This window comes from Dyella silvae (genome assembly GCF_026421305.1).
GTDB lineage: Bacteria > Pseudomonadota > Gammaproteobacteria > Xanthomonadales > Rhodanobacteraceae > Dyella > Dyella silvae.
Genome location: NZ_JAPJBQ010000002.1, coordinates 678,386 through 693,670, shown reverse-complemented (window position 1 = coordinate 693,670; position 15,285 = coordinate 678,386). Strand labels below are relative to the sequence as shown.

Sequence of the window (15,285 nt, the reverse complement as noted above, 5' to 3'; positions counted from 1 at the left end):
CATCGTTCCATTCCGGTGACGCATTGTTCACCCCACGAACGCTGCAATTTCGCGCGAAACTTCTACCCTATGGCGGTCCCCCGAGGTAACCGCCATGACTGCCCTGCCCAGCCTGTATATCTCCCACGGATCGCCGATGACGGCCATCCAGCCCGGGCTCGTGGGTGAACGCCTGGCCGAACTGGCGCAGCAATTGCCGCGCCCCAAAGCAATCGTGATCGCTACCGCGCACTGGTTGGCGCGCCAGCCGCACGTCGGTGGCGCAGCGCGGCCGGAGACTATCCACGATTTCTACGGATTCCCTCAGGCGCTGTTCGATATCCAGTATCCCGCCAAGGGCGATCCCTCGCTGGCGGCGCAGGTCACCGAACTCTTGGACAAGGCGGGTTTGCCCACCACGCTCGATCCCACACAGGGACTTGATCACGGTGCCTGGGTACCGCTTCGACTGCTCTACCCCAAGGCCGATATCCCGGTAGTGCCGCTGTCGATCCAGCCACAACTCGGACCCATCCATCAGTACACCTTAGGCCGCGCACTCGCGCCGTTGCGCGACGAAGGCGTCCTCGTGATCGGCTCTGGCAGCATCACGCACAACCTGCACGATTTTCGCGCCGGCTACAGCGAGGAGCGCGAAGCACCCTACGTGCGTCCCTTCATCGAGTGGATCGAGCGCAAACTCGCCGAGGGTGATGTTCCTGCCCTGCTCGACTACCGGCGCCAGGCACCATTCGCCGAACGCGCGCATCCCACCGACGAGCACTTGTTGCCGTTATTCGTGGCCCTCGGCGCAGCGGGCGAAGATTCGCGCGCCACGCGCATCGATGCAGGTATCGACTATGGCTTGCTCGCCATGGACACCTACCGCTTCGACCACGTCGTCACTGCACAATGATGGTGCCCACCATCATCGGATGGATGGAACAAAAGTAGCCATACGTACCCGCGTGAGTGAAGGTGACCGCATAACTGTCACTGGTATCGAGTGCTTTCGACATCGTGAACTGACCGCCCGCACTCGTGACGACGTGGGGTTCGTCGTCACGATTGGTCCACACCACGCGGGCGCCAGCCGGCACGGTAAGCGTGCGCGGCGAGAATGCGAAGTTCCGAATATCCACGGCATAGGATTTCGCCGGCGCAACGCTCGTTGTATTCGCCGCGAAGGCGAGCGGCGCCGTCGCACTCAAGGCCGCACTCAGCGCCAGCGTTTGCAGGATACGTAACACGCTCATGACATGACCTCGTCGGTGATGGCCAGCAGGTGATTGCCCTGCACATGGCGTACGTCACGAATGCCCAGATGGCGATGCAGATCCGAGGGTGCCACGTCCTTCATTGGCCCTGGTCCAGGACCGACGCCGGGAGCCGGCTGTGGGTACGCCGTGGAGCGCGCGGTGTAGAACGTGATCGTGCCCTCCACCTTTTGCTGAATCTGGTGAATATGCCCGTTCAGCACGCTTACCGATCCAAAGCGCCGCATATAGCTGACCGCTTCATCACCGTCGTCTGTGCCCCAGCCCCACTGCGGATACAACGACCACAACGGCATGTGCGCGAACACCACCAACGGGGTGTCGGCGGAAAGGCTGGCGAGATCCTTCTTCAACCACGCAAGCTGATCGCTGCCCAGCGAACCCAGACCACCCGCCTTCAGGTTGAGCACATTGATCAACCCTACGAAATGCACGCCGCGATGATCGAAGCTGTACCAACCACCATTTTGCTGACGCTCGCCGAAGCGGCGGAAGAACTCGGCGCCGTTGTCGCCGATGACGTCGTGTTCACCCGGCACGTAAAACACCTTGCTGGGGTGTGCGTCCTGCATGAGGCCGGTCAGCGTGTCGAATTCCTCGGGCCGTGAAAGATGGGTGAGATCGCCGGTATGCAGGAGGAAATCGGGTCGTGTCGACTGCGCATTCACCATGGCCAGCGACGCACGCAAGGTTGCAGCCACGTCCATATTCGGCGCCTTGTGGAAGCCGATATGCGAGTCGCTGATCTGCACGAAGCTAAAGGTGGCGTCTGCCGCCGCGGCGCTGCCCGCTGAGGTCAGCGGCTTGGCGCTCAACACGCCTCCGTTCATCAGCCACAGCGTGCCGGCCCCCGCCCATGCCATGCATTTGAGAAATTGGCGGCGGCCATCGATCGGTTGTTCATCGGTATCGCGCATCGTCGTCATCTCCGGGTATTGGCAACGGGTACGGCACCCGCTGCCCTTACCTTGATTACCGGCCTGGCGGCTCCTCTATTCCCACGGGCCACGCCGAGACACTTTGCCCACGGCGGTTGGAATAAAGTGTCGTCAGCCGAGGTATCCCCTCTTATGCCGACCGAGTCGAACGCCAGCCTGCGGGACGACACACCACGTAGCGTGCGTTTCGAGACGCAGGTGCTGCCGTACCTCGACGCCGCCTACAACCTGGCGTTCTGGCTTGCACGCAACCCAACGGATGCGCAGGACGTCGTGCAGGAAGCCATGCTCCGCGCATTGCGCTACTTCGAAAGTTTCCACGGTGGCGATGCACGCGTGTGGCTGCTGGCCATCGTGCGCAACACCTACTACACGATGCGTAACCGCGCGCCGCAGGAAACGCTGCGCGACGACTGGGATGACGAAGCGCATCCCCTGGTGGATGAAGGCCCCTCGCCCGAGGCGCTTACCTTGCTCGCCGTCGATGTCGGCGCCTTGCAGGCAGCACTGGAACGTCTGCCGTCACCGCTTCGCGAAATGATCGTGCTGCGTGAACTTGAAGAGTGTTCGTACAAGGAGATCGCCACCATCACCGGACAGAAAATCGGCACCGTGATGTCCCGTCTCGCGCGCGCACGCGAGCGCCTGAAAACCGAACTAACCTGCCGGCCCAAGGAGGTACGTCGCCATGATGTGCGATGACGCCGGGCTGCTTCTGCACGCCTATCTCGATGACGAACTGGATGCCGCCAATAGTGCGGCAATGGCCCGCCATCTCGACACCTGCGCCACTTGCAAGGCGCGTTACGATACGTACACGACGATGCACAAAGCATTGGCGCAGCCGACGCTGTATCACCGTGCGCCCGATGCGCTACGCCAACATTGGCATGCCGCGTCGCCGACCAGTGCCTACACGCACGTTCCGCCAAGGCGCAAAGCCCCTGTTGCAGTGGCCATGGCGGCGGGGTTCGCCGGCGCACTGCTGCTTTCCGGCCCGGCATGGTTCCAGCTGCTGCGTCCGCATGGCGGAGCCGACCCCATCGTGGCCCAGGTGATTTCAGGCCACGTGCGCTCGTTGCAAGACCAGCATCTGATGGACGTGGTGTCGACCGACCAGCACACGGTCAAACCCTGGTTCGAAGGCAAGCTCGATTTTTCGCCACGCGTGAAGGATCTGGCGAGCGAAGGTTTTCCGCTGGTTGGTGGCCGGCTGGACGCCATCGACGGCCACAGCGTCGCGGCGCTGGTGTACAAACGCCGCCTGCATGTGATCAACCTGTACCAATGGCCGATGGAAGGCGCGGCGTCTGCGCAAGCGGTGACACAGGAGCATGGCTATACGGTCATCCGTTGGAACGCCGACGGCATGCGCTATATCGCCATCTCCGACGTTAACGAGGGTGATCTGAAGCAGTTTGTGCTCGCGTTCCAGAATGAGGCTGGCGCTCCCCCAGCACACTGACCGGAAGGCTCAGGCCGCCGAGGAGCTGGCCCAATCCGCAGGCGTCAATGCCGGCAGACCGTGTCCAAGGCGCGCCTTGTCACATTGGGGGCTCGGACGGCCAAACTCCCAGGAGGGTTCCACTTCGCGGCACACCGAAGGACGCCGCTCATAGACGCCGCAATGGGCGGCCTCGCCCACGGTACCCTGCAACGCCACGCAACGCGGCCTGGACGCTTGCGTCCCGCGCATGACGAGGCGATGCGGGTCGAGTGTCTCGGTGAGCTCGGGCGGCACCACGCCGCCCAGGGCTGCGTCGGCCTCTGACCAATGGAAGGCCACGCGAAAATAGGCGCAACAGGCACCGCAACTTAGGCAGGGATGCAGCATGCAGAGACGTCTGAGTAACGCACCCCGAGGCGCGCAGACCACCATTTTAGAACGGTTATCCCACACACGACGCAGGGATGGCCGCTGGCTTCACTTGCTTGTCATCGAGCCCCGGCGCCTTTCGACAGCCAAAGGCGGGGCACGCCGGGACTACGGCCAAACATAGACCTTGCTCAGGGCTCGCCCTGGAACGTGTTGCAACTCGCCATGTCGCCACTGTCAAAGCCGGCGCGGAACCATTTCACGCGCTGCGCCGAGGTGCCATGCGTGAACGAGTCGGGCACCACCCGGCCTTGCGCCTGCTGTTGCAGCGCGTCGTCGCCGATCTTGCTAGCCGCGTTGAGCGCCGATTCGATGTCGCCCGGCTGTAGCCACTGCAGGCGCTGCTGGCTGTGATTGGCCCATACGCCAGCAAAGCAGTCAGCCTGCAACTCCTGCCGTACCGACAAACCGTCAGCGCCTTCCATGCGGGCGCCGCGGCGGCGAGCCTGCTCCACCTGGTCGAAGATGCCGAGCAGCTTCTGCACGTGATGACCCACCTCATGCGCAATCACATAGGCGCGGGCAAAGTCGCCCGATGCCTGAAACCGGGTCGCCAGTTCCTGGAAGAACGCCACGTCCAGGTAAACCTTCTGGTCCCCAGGACAGTAGAACGGCCCCACCGCGGTCGACGCGGCGCCACAGGCGGTGTTTACGCCACCGCTGAAGAGATCCAGTTTGGGGTCGACATACTGCCGGCCATGCGCGGTGAAGATGTCGCCCCAGGTCTTTTCGGTGGAGCCCAGTATCGCGCTCACGAAATCCTTGGTCTGAGGGTCGACCGCCGCCTGACGGCCGCTTGGCGCGGCTACCTGCTGCTGCCCGCCGGTATCCACCTGGCTGAACAGTGCGGTCGGGTCTTTGAAGAACACCAGGCCCAGGATGGCCAGGATGATGATGCCGCCCAACCCCAGGCCGCGCCCGCCACCAAAGCGCGGACCACCACCGCCGCCGTCGCCGCTGTCGACTTCGACATTCTGACTGCGCTCGCCTTTCTGCCAATCCATAGGACGCCCCTCACTCGCATCGCACCGGCGGTCGCAAAACGATAACCCCTCCCGCCCCCTCCCGCCACGTGCCGGTGATGGCTAAAGTGAGCCACCTTTTTTGCGAGAGCCCGCCATGACCCAGCACCTGCCCGCCATCGTCGTTCTGCTCACCATCCTGCTGCAGTTCGGCACGGTCTGGGCCACTGGCCATGCGCGCGAGAAGTACGGCGTCAAGGCGCCAGCCATCAGCGGTCATCCCGGTTTTGAGCGCGCCTGGCGCGTTCAGATGAACACGCTGGAATCCACCGCCATCTTCCTGCCGACGCTATGGCTGGCCGTGCAGTACGGATTTTCGCTGTGGGGCGGCCTGGCCGGTCTGGTCTGGGTGTTCGGCCGCGTGTGGTACGCGGTGGCTTACCTGAAGGATCCGGCCAAGCGTGGCCCGGGCTACATGGTGTCATCGGCTGGCTGGGGTGTGGTGCTCGTGCTCGGGGTGGTGGGGCTGGTCCGCGCGCTCTTCATCGGATGAGATGTCATGGGTCGCGCACTTATGCGCGACCCGTCACTCCTCGACCGGATGAACCTTTAGCCGTTCGATGCGCGCACCGTCCATCGCCACGACCTCGAAGCGCAGGCCTTCGCTGATGAACGTGTCGCCAACGTTGGGCAGGCGGCCGAGTTGCTGCAACACATAGCCTGCCAGCGTCGAGAAGCTGTCGTCGCTGCTCAGCTGGTATCCAAGCAGGTGTTCGACTCGGCGCAGATCCAGGCTGGCGTCCAGTGTCCAGCTGCCATCGCTCTCTTGCACGGCAGAAGGGTCGCCACTGTCTTCGTCAGGGAACTCGCCCGCGATCACCTCGAGCACATCCGTAGGTGTCACCAGGCCGAGCACGCTGCCGTACTCATCGACAATCAACGCCACCTGTAGCGGTGAGCGTCGAAACTCGTCGATCAGGCGCAGCACGCTCAGTGATTCCAGCACGGTGAGCGGCTTGCGCACCACTTGCTCGACGTCGATGCGACCGTGCTCCAGCAGGCTTGCCAGCAGATCGCGCGAGGACGCCACGCCCACCAGCTGATCCAGATCGTCACCTGCCACCGGCAGCCACGCATGACTGGATGCGCTCACTTCGGCACGCAACTGCTCGGCGCCTTCGCGCGGATCGATCCAGTTGATTTCAGGACGCGGCGTCATGATGGAACGCACCGGACGGTGTGCCAGATCCAGCACGCCACGCACCATGGCTAGCTCATCCTTGCCGAACACCGCCATGCCGGAATCGGTGCTGTCAGCCGTCGTCTTCACAGCATCGGCTTCGTCATCGCTGCCCGCACCGCCCAGCAAGTTCAACACCGCCACGGCGGTGCGGTCGCGCAGCGTACGCGTACTACTGAACAGGCTGCGCCGACGGTTGTGGCGCATGGTCTGGTTAAAGACCTCGATCATGATCGAGAAACCGATGGCCGCGTACAGATAGCCCTTCGGAATATGAAAACCGAAACCTTCTGCCATCAGGCTGAAGCCGATCATCAACAGGAACGACAGACACAGGATCACCACGGTCGGTCGCGCATTGACGAAGTTCGTCAGCGGCTTGCTGGCGCAGATCATCAGGATCATCGCGATGACCACCGCGATCATCATCAACGACAGGTGATCGACCATGCCAACGGCGGTGATGACCGAATCGATCGAGAACACCGCATCCAGCGCCACGATCTGCACCACCACCAGCCAGAAGCGCGCGGGTACGCGCTTGGCGGTGTCGTGATCGTCATCCGGCTCCAGCCGCTCGTGCAGCTCCACGGTAGCCTTGAACAACAGAAAGGCGCCGCCCAGCAGCAGAATGATGTCGCGCCAGGAGAACGACACCGTACCCAGGACGAGGATGGGTGCCGTGAGCTTCACCATCCACGACATAGCCCCAAGCAGGGCCAGTCGCATCACAAGCGCGAGCGACAGGCCAAGCACACGGGCCCGGTCGCGCTCCTTTGCCTGGAGCTTGTCGGCAAGAATCGCGATGAAGACGAGATTGTCGATGCCGAGCACGATCTCCAGCACCACCAGGGTGAGGAGACCTGCCCATGCCGTAGGGTCGGCCAGCCAGTCGAATGCGAACATGAGTGGGCACCGAAGCGCCGTTTTCCTCCTTGGAACGTCCGCACACTATACAGCGCGACCTTGTGAAAGCCGTGAAAGCCGAAGCGCCTTTGCTCCAACCATGCCAAAGGGCAGGATTGCGCGGGCGTGATAGCAAGGGCTAGCGTGATCACGTCAGCCAACGAGCGCGATGCGTGCTGGCGAACCTGCCCTGCTCGCGCGCCCGCTGGACCGTTTTGATGGATGCGAACCGCCCGACAATTCCCCACGTTTCGCCCTTCGCCCTGACGCCGCAGGCGCCCACTTTGTGGCAGGCCTTCGGTCTGATCGCGCTGTACTTCGCACTACAGCTGACGATAGGCGGTCTGATCAGCCTCACGGCCGGTCTGTTTGCCGTGATCCAGCACGGCGGCGACATCAATGAGGTCATCACACAAGGGCGGCACTGGCTGGCTCATTCCGATAGCAGTGCCATCGCCGTGATGGCGACCCTGCTGGCTTCCGCTGCGCTGATCTTCTACCAGGCACATCGCTGGTGGCCGGCACTGTGGTCGCAGAGCGATTTGCCTGGATTCGGCTTTACCCGTTCGAACCAAATCGTCATCTATGTCGTTGCGATCGCCCTGGGCACCATGATGCCCTTCGTCGGCGGCGCGCTCACGCAATGGCTGGCCCATGGTCATCAGGTAAGTCAGGACATCAAGCAACTCGGGGCGAATACGTCGCTACTGGTGCGTCTGCCGCTGGCGCTGCTGGTGGTCAGCGTAGGGCCGCTGATAGAAGAGCTGCTGTTTCGCGGCGTGCTGCTTTCGGCCGTCGCACGTCACGTTGGCAATGGCTGGGCCGTCGCACTGACCGGCCTGTTGTTCGCCTGTGTCCATCTGCCGGATCTGGGCTTCCTCTGGTACGCACTACCCAATCTGGCGTTGCTCGGCCTGATCCTCGGCTGGCTGCGCGTGCAGTCGGGCTCGATCTGGCCTTCGGTGATCGCGCACGGCATGAACAACCTGCTTGCCGTGGTTTCCTGGTTCATGGTGAGTCACTAGCCACGCCCCGGTTCACATGTAGGAGCGCACAGGTGCGCCTCGACATGGGCCACCAAGCGAGCGCTTAAGCGTGAATCAACGAACGCGCGCGCAACAACCGCGCCGTCTCGAACACCGGCAGGCCCATCACGCCGGAATGACTGCCATCGAGATGCTCAATCAACGTCGCCCCGTGGCCCTGGATGGCATACGCACCCGCCTTGCCAAAGGGCTCGCCGGTGCCGATATAGGCAGCGATCGCAGCGTCATTCAGCTCGGCCATGCGCACGCGCGACAGGCTGGTGTCTGTCCACTCACCCGCCCGGCTCACCAGCCATACGGTGGAGATCACGTCATGTACGCGCCCCGATAAACGCCGCAACATGACTGCTGCATCGGCAGCGTCCACCGGTTTGCCGAACACTTCATCGTCAAGCACCACTTCAGTATCCGCGCCTAGTACCACGGCGCCCGGGCCCTCCAGAGCAGCAAGCCCCGCACGCGCTTTCTCGCGCGCCACGCGGCTCACATACTCACGCGGCGACTCCGCCAGCGCACGCTGCTCAGGCACATCGACATCGACGATGCGAAACGTCACTCCGATCTGTTCGAGCAGCTGGCGGCGACGCGGCGACTGTGAGGCGAGATAGAGCATGGGGATGCATTCGGTAGCGGCGGGAGCGCTTACGGTCGCATATCCCCGGTATCAAGGAAACGTTGATGCCAGGAAAGCGCTTCGCTCAACAGGTGCGGCGTGTGCTTGCCACGGCTGTCATGCAAGGCGCGATCGAAATAGTCCTGCAACATCGGACGATAGGTCGGATGCGCGCAGCGCTCGATGATGACCTTGGCGCGCTGCCGTGGTGACAGGCCACGCAGGTCGGCAAGGCCTTGCTCGGTGACCACCACCGCCACGTCGTGCTCGGTGTGATCCACATGGCTGACCATCGGCACGATGCAGGAGATCGCACCATTCTTGGCCGTGCTGGGCGTGAGGAAGCACGACATGAAACCATTGCGTGCGAAGTCGCCGGAACCGCCGATGCCGTTGATGATGCTGGTGCCCGCCACGTGCGTGGAGTTGATGTTGCCGTAGATATCGGCCTCCACCATGCCGTTCATCGCAATGCAACCGAGTCGGCGCACGAGCTCCGGATGATTGGAGATTTCCTGCGTGCGCAGAATGATGCGTTTGCGGAAGAAGTCGATATCGGCAAGGAAGCGCTCGATACCTGCCGGGCTCAATGAGAACGACGTGGCCGATGCCACCGACAGCACGCCATTGGCGAGCAGGTCGAGCATGCCGTCCTGAATCACCTCGGTAAACGCGGTCAGCCCCTTGAAGCCACCCTCGCGCAGCCCGGTGAGCACAGCGTTGGCAATGTTGCCGACGCCCGACTGCAACGGCAGCAGCTGCGGCCCAAGGCGGCCATGGGCGATCTCGTGACGGAAGAAGTCGATGAGATGGCCAGCGATCTCGCGCGAGGTTTCATCCGGCGGCGCAAACGCACTGTTGCGATCCGGCGCGTTGGTTTCCACCACGGCGATGACTTTGTCCGGATCCAGTCGCAGGTACGGCTGACCAATGCGATCGTCCGGCTTCAGCAGCGGAATCGGCTTGCGGTTCGGGGGCAGCGCCGTGCCGTAATAGACATCGTGCATGCCATCCATTTCCATCGGCTGCCAATGGTTGACCTCAACGATCACCTTGTCAGCGAGATCGAGCCACGTCTTGTTGTTGCCCACCGACGAGGAAGGTAACAGGCTGCCATCAGGCATGATCGCCGTGGCCTCGATAATGGCCAGATCGATTTTTCCGAAGAAACCGAACCATGCGTACTGCGCCACATGGCTGAGATGGATGTCGAGATAATTCATCTCGCCGCGATTGATGCGTGCGCGCAACTCCGGATCGGACTGATAGGGCAATCGCAGGTCGATACCGTCGGCGCGAGCCAGCGCGCCATCGAGCTCTGGCGCGGTCGAAGCCCCGGTGAGCACACGCACGCGGAACGGTTCACCCTGCCCGTGCGAGGCGGTCATTCGCTCGGCCAGGGCTTGCGGCACCGATTTGGGATAACCCGCGCCGGTGAAACCGCTCATGCCGATCGTCATACCGTGATCGATCAGATCCGCAGCCTGGGCCGCCGTCATGACTTTGCTGGCCAATCCCGCATGGCGAATGCGCTTGTCCACGTTGAAAACTCCTGAGCTGCAATCTGCTCATGGTAACGCGGCGCCACGTCAAACAATTGGCAAGCTAGACGATGGTCGGATGCGAGAATCGTCTCAAAAGGCGATGGCGTACTCGCGAAATTGCGCTTCCCGCTTCCAGCCCAGCGATTCATAGAGCCGTTGCGCAGGTTCATTGGTGTGCGCCGTCGTCAGCGACATACCCACCGCGCCGATCGCACGGGCAAAAGCTTCCGCCTCATGCATCAGTGCCGCAGCCACGCCATGACGCCGGGCGCTGGGTGCGACAAAGAGATCGTTGAGCAGATAAGTGCGCGCAGCACGCACGGAGGAGAACAGCGGGTACAACTGAACGAAACCCACGCCCCCGCCGTCCTGGTCGAGCGCCAGCAGTACGACCGACTCGTTGTGCTGAAAACGCTCGCACAAGAAACGCCGTGAGCGCTCCCCATCCGCTGGCTGACCATAGAACTGCCGATAGGCGTCAAACAGCGGAGCCACGAGATCGAGATCGTGAATGGTGGCCTGGCGCACCGTAACGGACATGCCCGATTCCTTGGAATGACGAGGTGCACCCAGTATGCGGTAGCACCCTCATGCCGGGACATGACCACTTTTCAAAGAAACGAAACCACTTTGGTGCGATAGCACGTCCGCGTAGCGAGCCCGCAACAATCACTCGGCCAGTACATCCGCAGGTACCGTGTTTTCAGGCGCGATGGTAGGGATGCCCTGCCAGCAAGGTCGTGGCGCGATAAAGTTGTTCGGCCAGCACCAGCCGCACCAACATGTGCGGCAAGGTGAGCGGTCCCAGTGACCACGTCTGGTCCGCACGCGCCAACACGTCCGGCGCATGGCCGTCGGGTCCGCCGATGAGAAATGCCAGATCGCGTCCTGACATGCGCCACTTCGCCAGTTGCGCAGCGAGATCTTCGCTGGACCAGGTCTTGCCGCGACCATCGAGCGCCACGACGTGAATATCACGAGGCAGGGCCGCGAGTATCGCTGCACCTTCGTCCTGGATCGCTCGCGCGTCATCGCGCCCTTTGCCGCGCACGCCGGGCTTCAGCTCGATCAGTTCCAGCGGCAGCTCGTGCGACAACCGCTTGCGATATTCGGCAAAACCTTCTGCCACCCAGGCGGGCATGCGTTCACCAACGGCAATCAGGCGGGCACGCATGGGTCACTGCCAAAAAAAAGGGAAACGAAAAGAAGGACCACGCGCATCGATGAGCGCGCGGCACACGCCACCATGACGCGGGCTTTAGCCCGCGCTGGCGACTTCGGCGTCGATCTCGCGATCGCCCACGGTCCAGAGTCGTTCCAGACCGTAGAACTCGCGGATACGCGGCAGCATGACGTGAACAATCACGTCACCCAGATCCACCAACACCCACTCGGCTTCCTGCTCGCCTTCCACGCCAAGCGGCATCACGCCCGCCTTTTTGGCGAACTTGACGACTTCGTCGGCGATGGATTTGACATGGCGCGCGGAAGTGCCGGAGGCGACTACCAGCAGATCGGCGATGGAGGTTTTGCCGCGGACGTCGATCTCACGAATGTCCTTGGCCTTCAGTTCGTCCAGCGCGTTGATGACTTGCTGACGAATGACCGCCGTGGTGGCGGATTTGGTGCTGCGATGGGAGGTCTGACTCAAGTGCGGTTGCCTCGATGCATGATCGATGCGCGGAATGGCGCGGCCACAGTATACCGGACCGCCCTGAAGCCAATGTCAAACAAGACTGGAGCGAGCCTCGGCATACTCAGCAAGCAAGGTCCGCACCAGTTCCGCCGCGGCCATGGGCCGGGACAGGCTGGCCGCCTGGTTGCACCATTCCGATACCAGGTCGCCCCGCCCTGCCGCAGCGGCCGCCTTGCGCAACGGCGAGGTCAGGGCGTTCATCACCGGATAGCTCGGGAACCGCGCAGCGTGCGGCTCCATCGCCTTCACATAGGTATTGCGGAGCCCCCGGGCCGCGCGGCCCGAGAAGCTGCGGATGGTGGTGACATTGGCGTCCTCCACCTGGGCCAGATCCTGCTTCCAGGCGACCGCCGCGCTGGATTCCGGGCACGCAAGGAAGGCCGTGCCGAGCTGGCACACCGTCGCGCCCAGCAGCTCGGCCGCCAGCATGCCGCGACCGTTCATGATGCCGCCGCCGGCGATCAGCGGCAGCTTCACCGCGTGTGCGACGAGCGGAATTAGCGCGAACAAGCCGATCATGGCGTCCTCCGGCGCGTGCAGGAAACTGCCCCGATGGCCACCCGCCTCCATCGCCTGCAGACTCACTGCATCGACACCGAGCTCGGCCCAGGCGCGTGCCTCCGCCACGGTGGTGGCGTTGCCAATGACCGTGATATCGCGCTGTTTGAGTTCGCGCAGCTGTGCTGACGTCAGCAGGTTAAAAGTGAAACTGGCGACAGCGGGACGCGCTTCGCACAACGCGGCAAACTGGTCGGAAAATCGTGGCGCCCAGCGCTCGGGACGGCTCGAGCGTATCGCCAACCCCTCACGTTCCATCAGTGCATCGAGCTTCTCGCGTGCGAAGTCGACGGCTGGCTCATCCACGTCGAACTCATCCGGCAACACAAACAGATTGAGCGCGAACGGACGATCGGTCAGCGCACGAATCTTAGCCGCGTCGTCGAGAATCGCCTGTGGCGCCAGATAACCCGCGCCATGCGAGCCCAGCCCGCCCGCCTGTGACACCGCCGCAACGAGCGCCGGGGTCGATGCGCCCGACATGGGGGCGAGAACCAGCGGCTGGGAAACACCCAGACGCTGCAGAAACGGAGAAGGCATGGGGTGTGCTCACTCTGCAACGCGCCGTTGCGTATTACAGCACAACACAAAAACAAAGCCCTCCCCGGAGGGAGGGCTTTGCCATGCACAAACGTATCAGTGACCGGCGGTGGAGGCGGCGGCGGGTTCCGTCTTCTTGGTGTTGTGCTGCTTCTTGTGATGCGTGCTGCTCTTGGTCGTTTCGCTCTTGGTGGTGTCGCTCTTCATCGCATCACTGCTGGATTTCATCGCATCACTGCTGGACTTCATGGCATCCGAGCTGGACTTCATCGCGTCCTTGCTGGCGTCCTGGGCCGACTGCGTCGGGGTCGTGCTCTGTGCCATCACAGGCGACATGGCAAGACCGAAGACGACAGCGGTCGCAAAGGCGAGTACGGCGTAACGGGAAACTTTCATGGTTGCATATCTCCTGGAGCGGTGAGGTAACCGTGCGGCCGTGCCGCACTTCCTGAGAAACAACCGTTGCCGCCCCTCCCGGACGACCTCGGCAACCCGGCACCGGCGTATGTCGGTTCCGGCCACGCCGCATCAGCAGTCCTGCCCGATGCGATCGGCCCATCCCTGGCCCGAGAACCCACTTCAACGGACATCCATCCCTTGTCCGTGCCCTGATGGGGTCAAGCGTATACCCATGCATGGTGACGGAATGTGGCCCGCCGAATCAGCTGTTCAGCATCAATATCGACAGGTCACAGGCGCATTCCGACGATTGCTGCGGTGCCCACTTCGCATCGGGGCGTCCGGCAACGTTTCACGCTTCCTCATCAGTCTCACTTGCTACGGGACTTCGCAGCATCGCGGCCTTCGCTCCTGCATGGGCTTATAGCGCCAAAATGCTGTGCCGCAGCATTACTCTGCGGCATCCCGCATGGCGACGTGCTGTGCCGCCGCGGGCAGCACCGCCCTGCCCACCCCCAATTACTTCAGCGCCGGCTGCAACAGACGGCCACCCATGGCCGCGTTGACCACCACCACAATGGCGACGGCCAATGCATGCATCAGGAGATCGGTGGCCGCTACCGCAAAGGCGTGACAGATTTCGAGCAAGGCCGCCGATGCGGCCGCACTCGCCAAGCCAATCATCACGGCGGTCAATACGGGGCGGAGCGGGCATGCGCGGCGCAATAGCCAGACCAGCAGCGCGGACAGCGGTATCGAGAAGGTGATGATGAAGACGAGACAGTCGCCCGCCTGATGCACATTCGCGACAGGCATGGCGGGTGCTATCCAGTCGCGCAGACAACCAAGTCCGCTCGCCCCCACCCACAGCAGCAACCCAGGCAAGGGCAGCCAAGCCCATCGCGCGGGGCGCCCCGGAACACCAAGGGCGAATGCGGCCCACGCCGCACATACGGCGGTAATGACCGCGCCGAGGCCTGCCATCGCGATATCCGGCTCGGCAGTCCAACGCTGCACCATGTGCGCCGCCCCGTAATGCATCAGCAAGCCCCCGGCCATCGCCAGCACCACCAACAGCCAGAGTGCGGTGCGCACCCAGGGCGGCGGCAAGCGCCGCACCGGGGCGAGCTGGTCGCCCAGTGACTGGATCAGTGACTCGGTGAGGCGCGATTCGGCCATGGTGCTCAGGGTTCTCCGTGAAAACGTGCCCGCAGCGCCTTCATCGCGCGGTGCAAATTGACCTTCAGGGCGCCAGTCTGCCGCCCCGTCTCGGCGGAGGCTTCAGCCAGTGAGCGCTCCTTGAGCCCCAGCTGCTCGACGGCCTCACGCTGCCCCGGTGGCAACGATGCGATCGCTTCCCGCAACCGCCGCGCCTCTTGTTCGCGCTCGGCTGCGGCCGTCGCGTCGTCTGCATCGGGATGCAGATCGAAGGCACGCTCATCGTGCACTTCCCGATGTCCGCGGCGCCCCTGGCTGCGCAATGCATCGATAGCTCGCCGTGCCGCCAGCGCTGCCAGCCAGGCGTCATAGGAGCGCGACGGATCGTACGTGTGACGTACCCGATGCAACGTAAGCAGGGTTTCCTGGACCACATCATCGAGGAGATCCAGCGCGACACCCTGACGCCGGGCGACGGAGCGGATCAGCGACACTGACGCCGCCAGCACCCGCTCATACGCTCGCCGGTCGCCGTCCTGTGCAGCGGCCATCC

Annotated in this window: 19 protein-coding genes; 5 read left to right on the top strand and 14 right to left on the bottom strand. The window is 63.1% G+C overall.

Going from position 1 to position 15,285, the window contains the following annotated elements; translation table 11 throughout:
- Nucleotides 1–94 precede the first annotated feature (94 nt).
- Nucleotides 95–895, top strand: coding sequence for a dioxygenase family protein (locus OQE56_RS07325; RefSeq protein ID WP_267222973.1), 801 nt, complete (start codon nucleotides 95–97; stop codon nucleotides 893–895).
- On the opposite strand, the gene OQE56_RS07320 is transcribed toward OQE56_RS07325, so the two are convergent.
- Complete coding sequence (locus OQE56_RS07320) at nucleotides 882–1,235, bottom strand: cupredoxin domain-containing protein (RefSeq protein WP_267222971.1); 354 nt, start codon at nucleotides 1,233–1,235, stop codon at nucleotides 882–884. The two genes, OQE56_RS07325 and OQE56_RS07320, sit on opposite strands and share 14 nt — an antisense overlap.
- The gene (locus OQE56_RS07315; protein WP_267222969.1) at nucleotides 1,232–2,173 is read right to left on the bottom strand and encodes a metallophosphoesterase family protein; all 942 of its coding nucleotides are present in this window, start codon (nucleotides 2,171–2,173) and stop codon (nucleotides 1,232–1,234) included. The genes OQE56_RS07320 and OQE56_RS07315 overlap by 4 nt, the downstream gene beginning before the upstream one ends.
- Before the next feature lie 153 nt (nucleotides 2,174–2,326).
- On the opposite strand from OQE56_RS07315, the gene OQE56_RS07310 reads away from it, so the two are divergent.
- Together OQE56_RS07310 and OQE56_RS07305 are read left to right on the top strand one after the other, a co-directional pair.
- Complete coding sequence (locus OQE56_RS07310; RefSeq protein WP_267222967.1) at nucleotides 2,327–2,896, top strand: sigma-70 family RNA polymerase sigma factor; 570 nt, start codon at nucleotides 2,327–2,329, stop codon at nucleotides 2,894–2,896.
- Nucleotides 2,883–3,659, top strand: coding sequence for an anti-sigma factor family protein (locus OQE56_RS07305; RefSeq protein WP_267222965.1), 777 nt, complete (start codon nucleotides 2,883–2,885; stop codon nucleotides 3,657–3,659). Before OQE56_RS07310 ends, OQE56_RS07305 begins: the two co-directional genes overlap by 14 nt.
- A gap of 9 nt (nucleotides 3,660–3,668) precedes the next feature.
- Here OQE56_RS07305 and OQE56_RS07300 read toward each other — a convergent pair whose 3' ends face one another.
- Entirely contained in the window at nucleotides 3,669–4,028 is a 360-nt protein-coding gene (locus OQE56_RS07300) for a YkgJ family cysteine cluster protein (RefSeq protein ID WP_267222963.1), read from the bottom strand.
- A gap of 173 nt (nucleotides 4,029–4,201) precedes the next feature.
- A complete protein-coding gene (ypfJ, locus tag OQE56_RS07295; RefSeq protein ID WP_267222962.1) occupies nucleotides 4,202–5,074 on the bottom strand; it encodes a KPN_02809 family neutral zinc metallopeptidase in 873 nt (290 codons plus the stop codon).
- A 115-nt stretch (nucleotides 5,075–5,189) separates the two neighbouring features.
- Between ypfJ and OQE56_RS07290 the strand changes: the two genes are divergently transcribed.
- Nucleotides 5,190–5,585 carry an MAPEG family protein gene (locus OQE56_RS07290; RefSeq protein ID WP_267222960.1) on the top strand — a complete coding sequence of 132 codons (396 nt, stop codon included), beginning with the start codon at nucleotides 5,190–5,192 and terminating at the stop codon, nucleotides 5,583–5,585.
- 33 nt (nucleotides 5,586–5,618) lie between these two features.
- Here OQE56_RS07290 and OQE56_RS07285 read toward each other — a convergent pair whose 3' ends face one another.
- Nucleotides 5,619–7,178: a TerC family protein gene (locus tag OQE56_RS07285; protein WP_267222959.1), complete on the bottom strand. Its 1,560-nt coding sequence runs from the start codon at nucleotides 7,176–7,178 to the stop codon at nucleotides 5,619–5,621.
- Nucleotides 7,179–7,396: 218 nt separating this feature from the next.
- Here OQE56_RS07285 and OQE56_RS07280 point away from each other — a divergent pair, with 218 nt between their 5' ends.
- Nucleotides 7,397–8,203: a CPBP family intramembrane glutamic endopeptidase gene (locus OQE56_RS07280; RefSeq protein ID WP_267222958.1), complete on the top strand. Its 807-nt coding sequence runs from the start codon at nucleotides 7,397–7,399 to the stop codon at nucleotides 8,201–8,203.
- A 64-nt stretch (nucleotides 8,204–8,267) separates the two neighbouring features.
- Here OQE56_RS07280 and OQE56_RS07275 read toward each other — a convergent pair whose 3' ends face one another.
- The 9 genes from OQE56_RS07275 to OQE56_RS07235 all read right to left on the bottom strand — a co-directional run bounded on the left by OQE56_RS07275 (nucleotide 8,268) and on the right by OQE56_RS07235 (nucleotide 15,283).
- The gene (locus tag OQE56_RS07275; RefSeq protein ID WP_267222956.1) at nucleotides 8,268–8,837 is read right to left on the bottom strand and encodes a Maf family protein; all 570 of its coding nucleotides are present in this window, start codon (nucleotides 8,835–8,837) and stop codon (nucleotides 8,268–8,270) included.
- Between the two features lie 29 nt (nucleotides 8,838–8,866).
- Nucleotides 8,867–10,378, bottom strand: a complete 1,512-nt coding sequence (scpC, locus tag OQE56_RS07270) for a succinyl-CoA:acetate CoA-transferase ScpC (RefSeq protein WP_267222955.1) — start codon at nucleotides 10,376–10,378, stop codon at nucleotides 8,867–8,869.
- A 93-nt stretch (nucleotides 10,379–10,471) separates the two neighbouring features.
- A complete protein-coding gene (locus OQE56_RS07265; protein WP_267222953.1) occupies nucleotides 10,472–10,921 on the bottom strand; it encodes a GNAT family N-acetyltransferase in 450 nt (149 codons plus the stop codon).
- A gap of 163 nt (nucleotides 10,922–11,084) precedes the next feature.
- The gene (gene rlmH, locus OQE56_RS07260; protein ID WP_267222951.1) at nucleotides 11,085–11,555 is read right to left on the bottom strand and encodes a 23S rRNA (pseudouridine(1915)-N(3))-methyltransferase RlmH; all 471 of its coding nucleotides are present in this window, start codon (nucleotides 11,553–11,555) and stop codon (nucleotides 11,085–11,087) included.
- Nucleotides 11,556–11,639: 84 nt separating this feature from the next.
- Nucleotides 11,640–12,032 (bottom strand): ribosome silencing factor, encoded by a 393-nt coding sequence (rsfS, locus tag OQE56_RS07255; RefSeq protein ID WP_425601604.1) that lies wholly within the window; start codon nucleotides 12,030–12,032, stop codon nucleotides 11,640–11,642.
- A gap of 75 nt (nucleotides 12,033–12,107) precedes the next feature.
- Nucleotides 12,108–13,175 carry an NAD(P)H-dependent flavin oxidoreductase gene (locus tag OQE56_RS07250; protein WP_267222949.1) on the bottom strand — a complete coding sequence of 356 codons (1,068 nt, stop codon included), beginning with the start codon at nucleotides 13,173–13,175 and terminating at the stop codon, nucleotides 12,108–12,110.
- 96 nt (nucleotides 13,176–13,271) lie between these two features.
- Complete coding sequence (locus OQE56_RS07245) at nucleotides 13,272–13,571, bottom strand: hypothetical protein (RefSeq protein ID WP_267222948.1); 300 nt, start codon at nucleotides 13,569–13,571, stop codon at nucleotides 13,272–13,274.
- Nucleotides 13,572–14,093: 522 nt separating this feature from the next.
- Complete coding sequence (locus tag OQE56_RS07240; protein WP_267222946.1) at nucleotides 14,094–14,753, bottom strand: NrsF family protein; 660 nt, start codon at nucleotides 14,751–14,753, stop codon at nucleotides 14,094–14,096.
- 5 nt (nucleotides 14,754–14,758) lie between these two features.
- Nucleotides 14,759–15,283, bottom strand: coding sequence for an RNA polymerase sigma factor (locus OQE56_RS07235; protein WP_267223404.1), 525 nt, complete (start codon nucleotides 15,281–15,283; stop codon nucleotides 14,759–14,761).
- Nucleotides 15,284–15,285 lie beyond the last annotated feature (2 nt).

Coding starts and splice junctions, on each gene's coding strand:
- OQE56_RS07285 (WP_267222959.1), bottom strand. CDS start 7,178: ATGTTCGCATTCGACTGGCTGGCCGACCCTACGGCATGGGCAGGTCTC.
- OQE56_RS07320 (WP_267222971.1), bottom strand. CDS start 1,235: ATGAGCGTGTTACGTATCCTGCAAACGCTGGCGCTGAGTGCGGCCTTG.
- OQE56_RS07280 (WP_267222958.1), top strand. CDS start 7,397: ATGGATGCGAACCGCCCGACAATTCCCCACGTTTCGCCCTTCGCCCTG.
- OQE56_RS07305 (WP_267222965.1), top strand. CDS start 2,883: ATGATGTGCGATGACGCCGGGCTGCTTCTGCACGCCTATCTCGATGAC.
- OQE56_RS07265 (WP_267222953.1), bottom strand. CDS start 10,921: ATGTCCGTTACGGTGCGCCAGGCCACCATTCACGATCTCGATCTCGTG.
- OQE56_RS07235 (WP_267223404.1), bottom strand. CDS start 15,283: ATGGCCGCTGCACAGGACGGCGACCGGCGAGCGTATGAGCGGGTGCTG.
- OQE56_RS07310 (WP_267222967.1), top strand. CDS start 2,327: ATGCCGACCGAGTCGAACGCCAGCCTGCGGGACGACACACCACGTAGC.
- OQE56_RS07300 (WP_267222963.1), bottom strand. CDS start 4,028: ATGCTGCATCCCTGCCTAAGTTGCGGTGCCTGTTGCGCCTATTTTCGC.
- rlmH (WP_267222951.1), bottom strand. CDS start 11,555: ATGCGTGCCCGCCTGATTGCCGTTGGTGAACGCATGCCCGCCTGGGTG.
- ypfJ (WP_267222962.1), bottom strand. CDS start 5,074: ATGGATTGGCAGAAAGGCGAGCGCAGTCAGAATGTCGAAGTCGACAGC.
- OQE56_RS07240 (WP_267222946.1), bottom strand. CDS start 14,753: ATGGCCGAATCGCGCCTCACCGAGTCACTGATCCAGTCACTGGGCGAC.
- OQE56_RS07245 (WP_267222948.1), bottom strand. CDS start 13,571: ATGAAAGTTTCCCGTTACGCCGTACTCGCCTTTGCGACCGCTGTCGTC.
- OQE56_RS07250 (WP_267222949.1), bottom strand. CDS start 13,175: ATGCCTTCTCCGTTTCTGCAGCGTCTGGGTGTTTCCCAGCCGCTGGTT.
- OQE56_RS07290 (WP_267222960.1), top strand. CDS start 5,190: ATGACCCAGCACCTGCCCGCCATCGTCGTTCTGCTCACCATCCTGCTG.
- OQE56_RS07315 (WP_267222969.1), bottom strand. CDS start 2,173: ATGCGCGATACCGATGAACAACCGATCGATGGCCGCCGCCAATTTCTC.
- OQE56_RS07325 (WP_267222973.1), top strand. CDS start 95: ATGACTGCCCTGCCCAGCCTGTATATCTCCCACGGATCGCCGATGACG.
- OQE56_RS07275 (WP_267222956.1), bottom strand. CDS start 8,837: ATGCTCTATCTCGCCTCACAGTCGCCGCGTCGCCGCCAGCTGCTCGAA.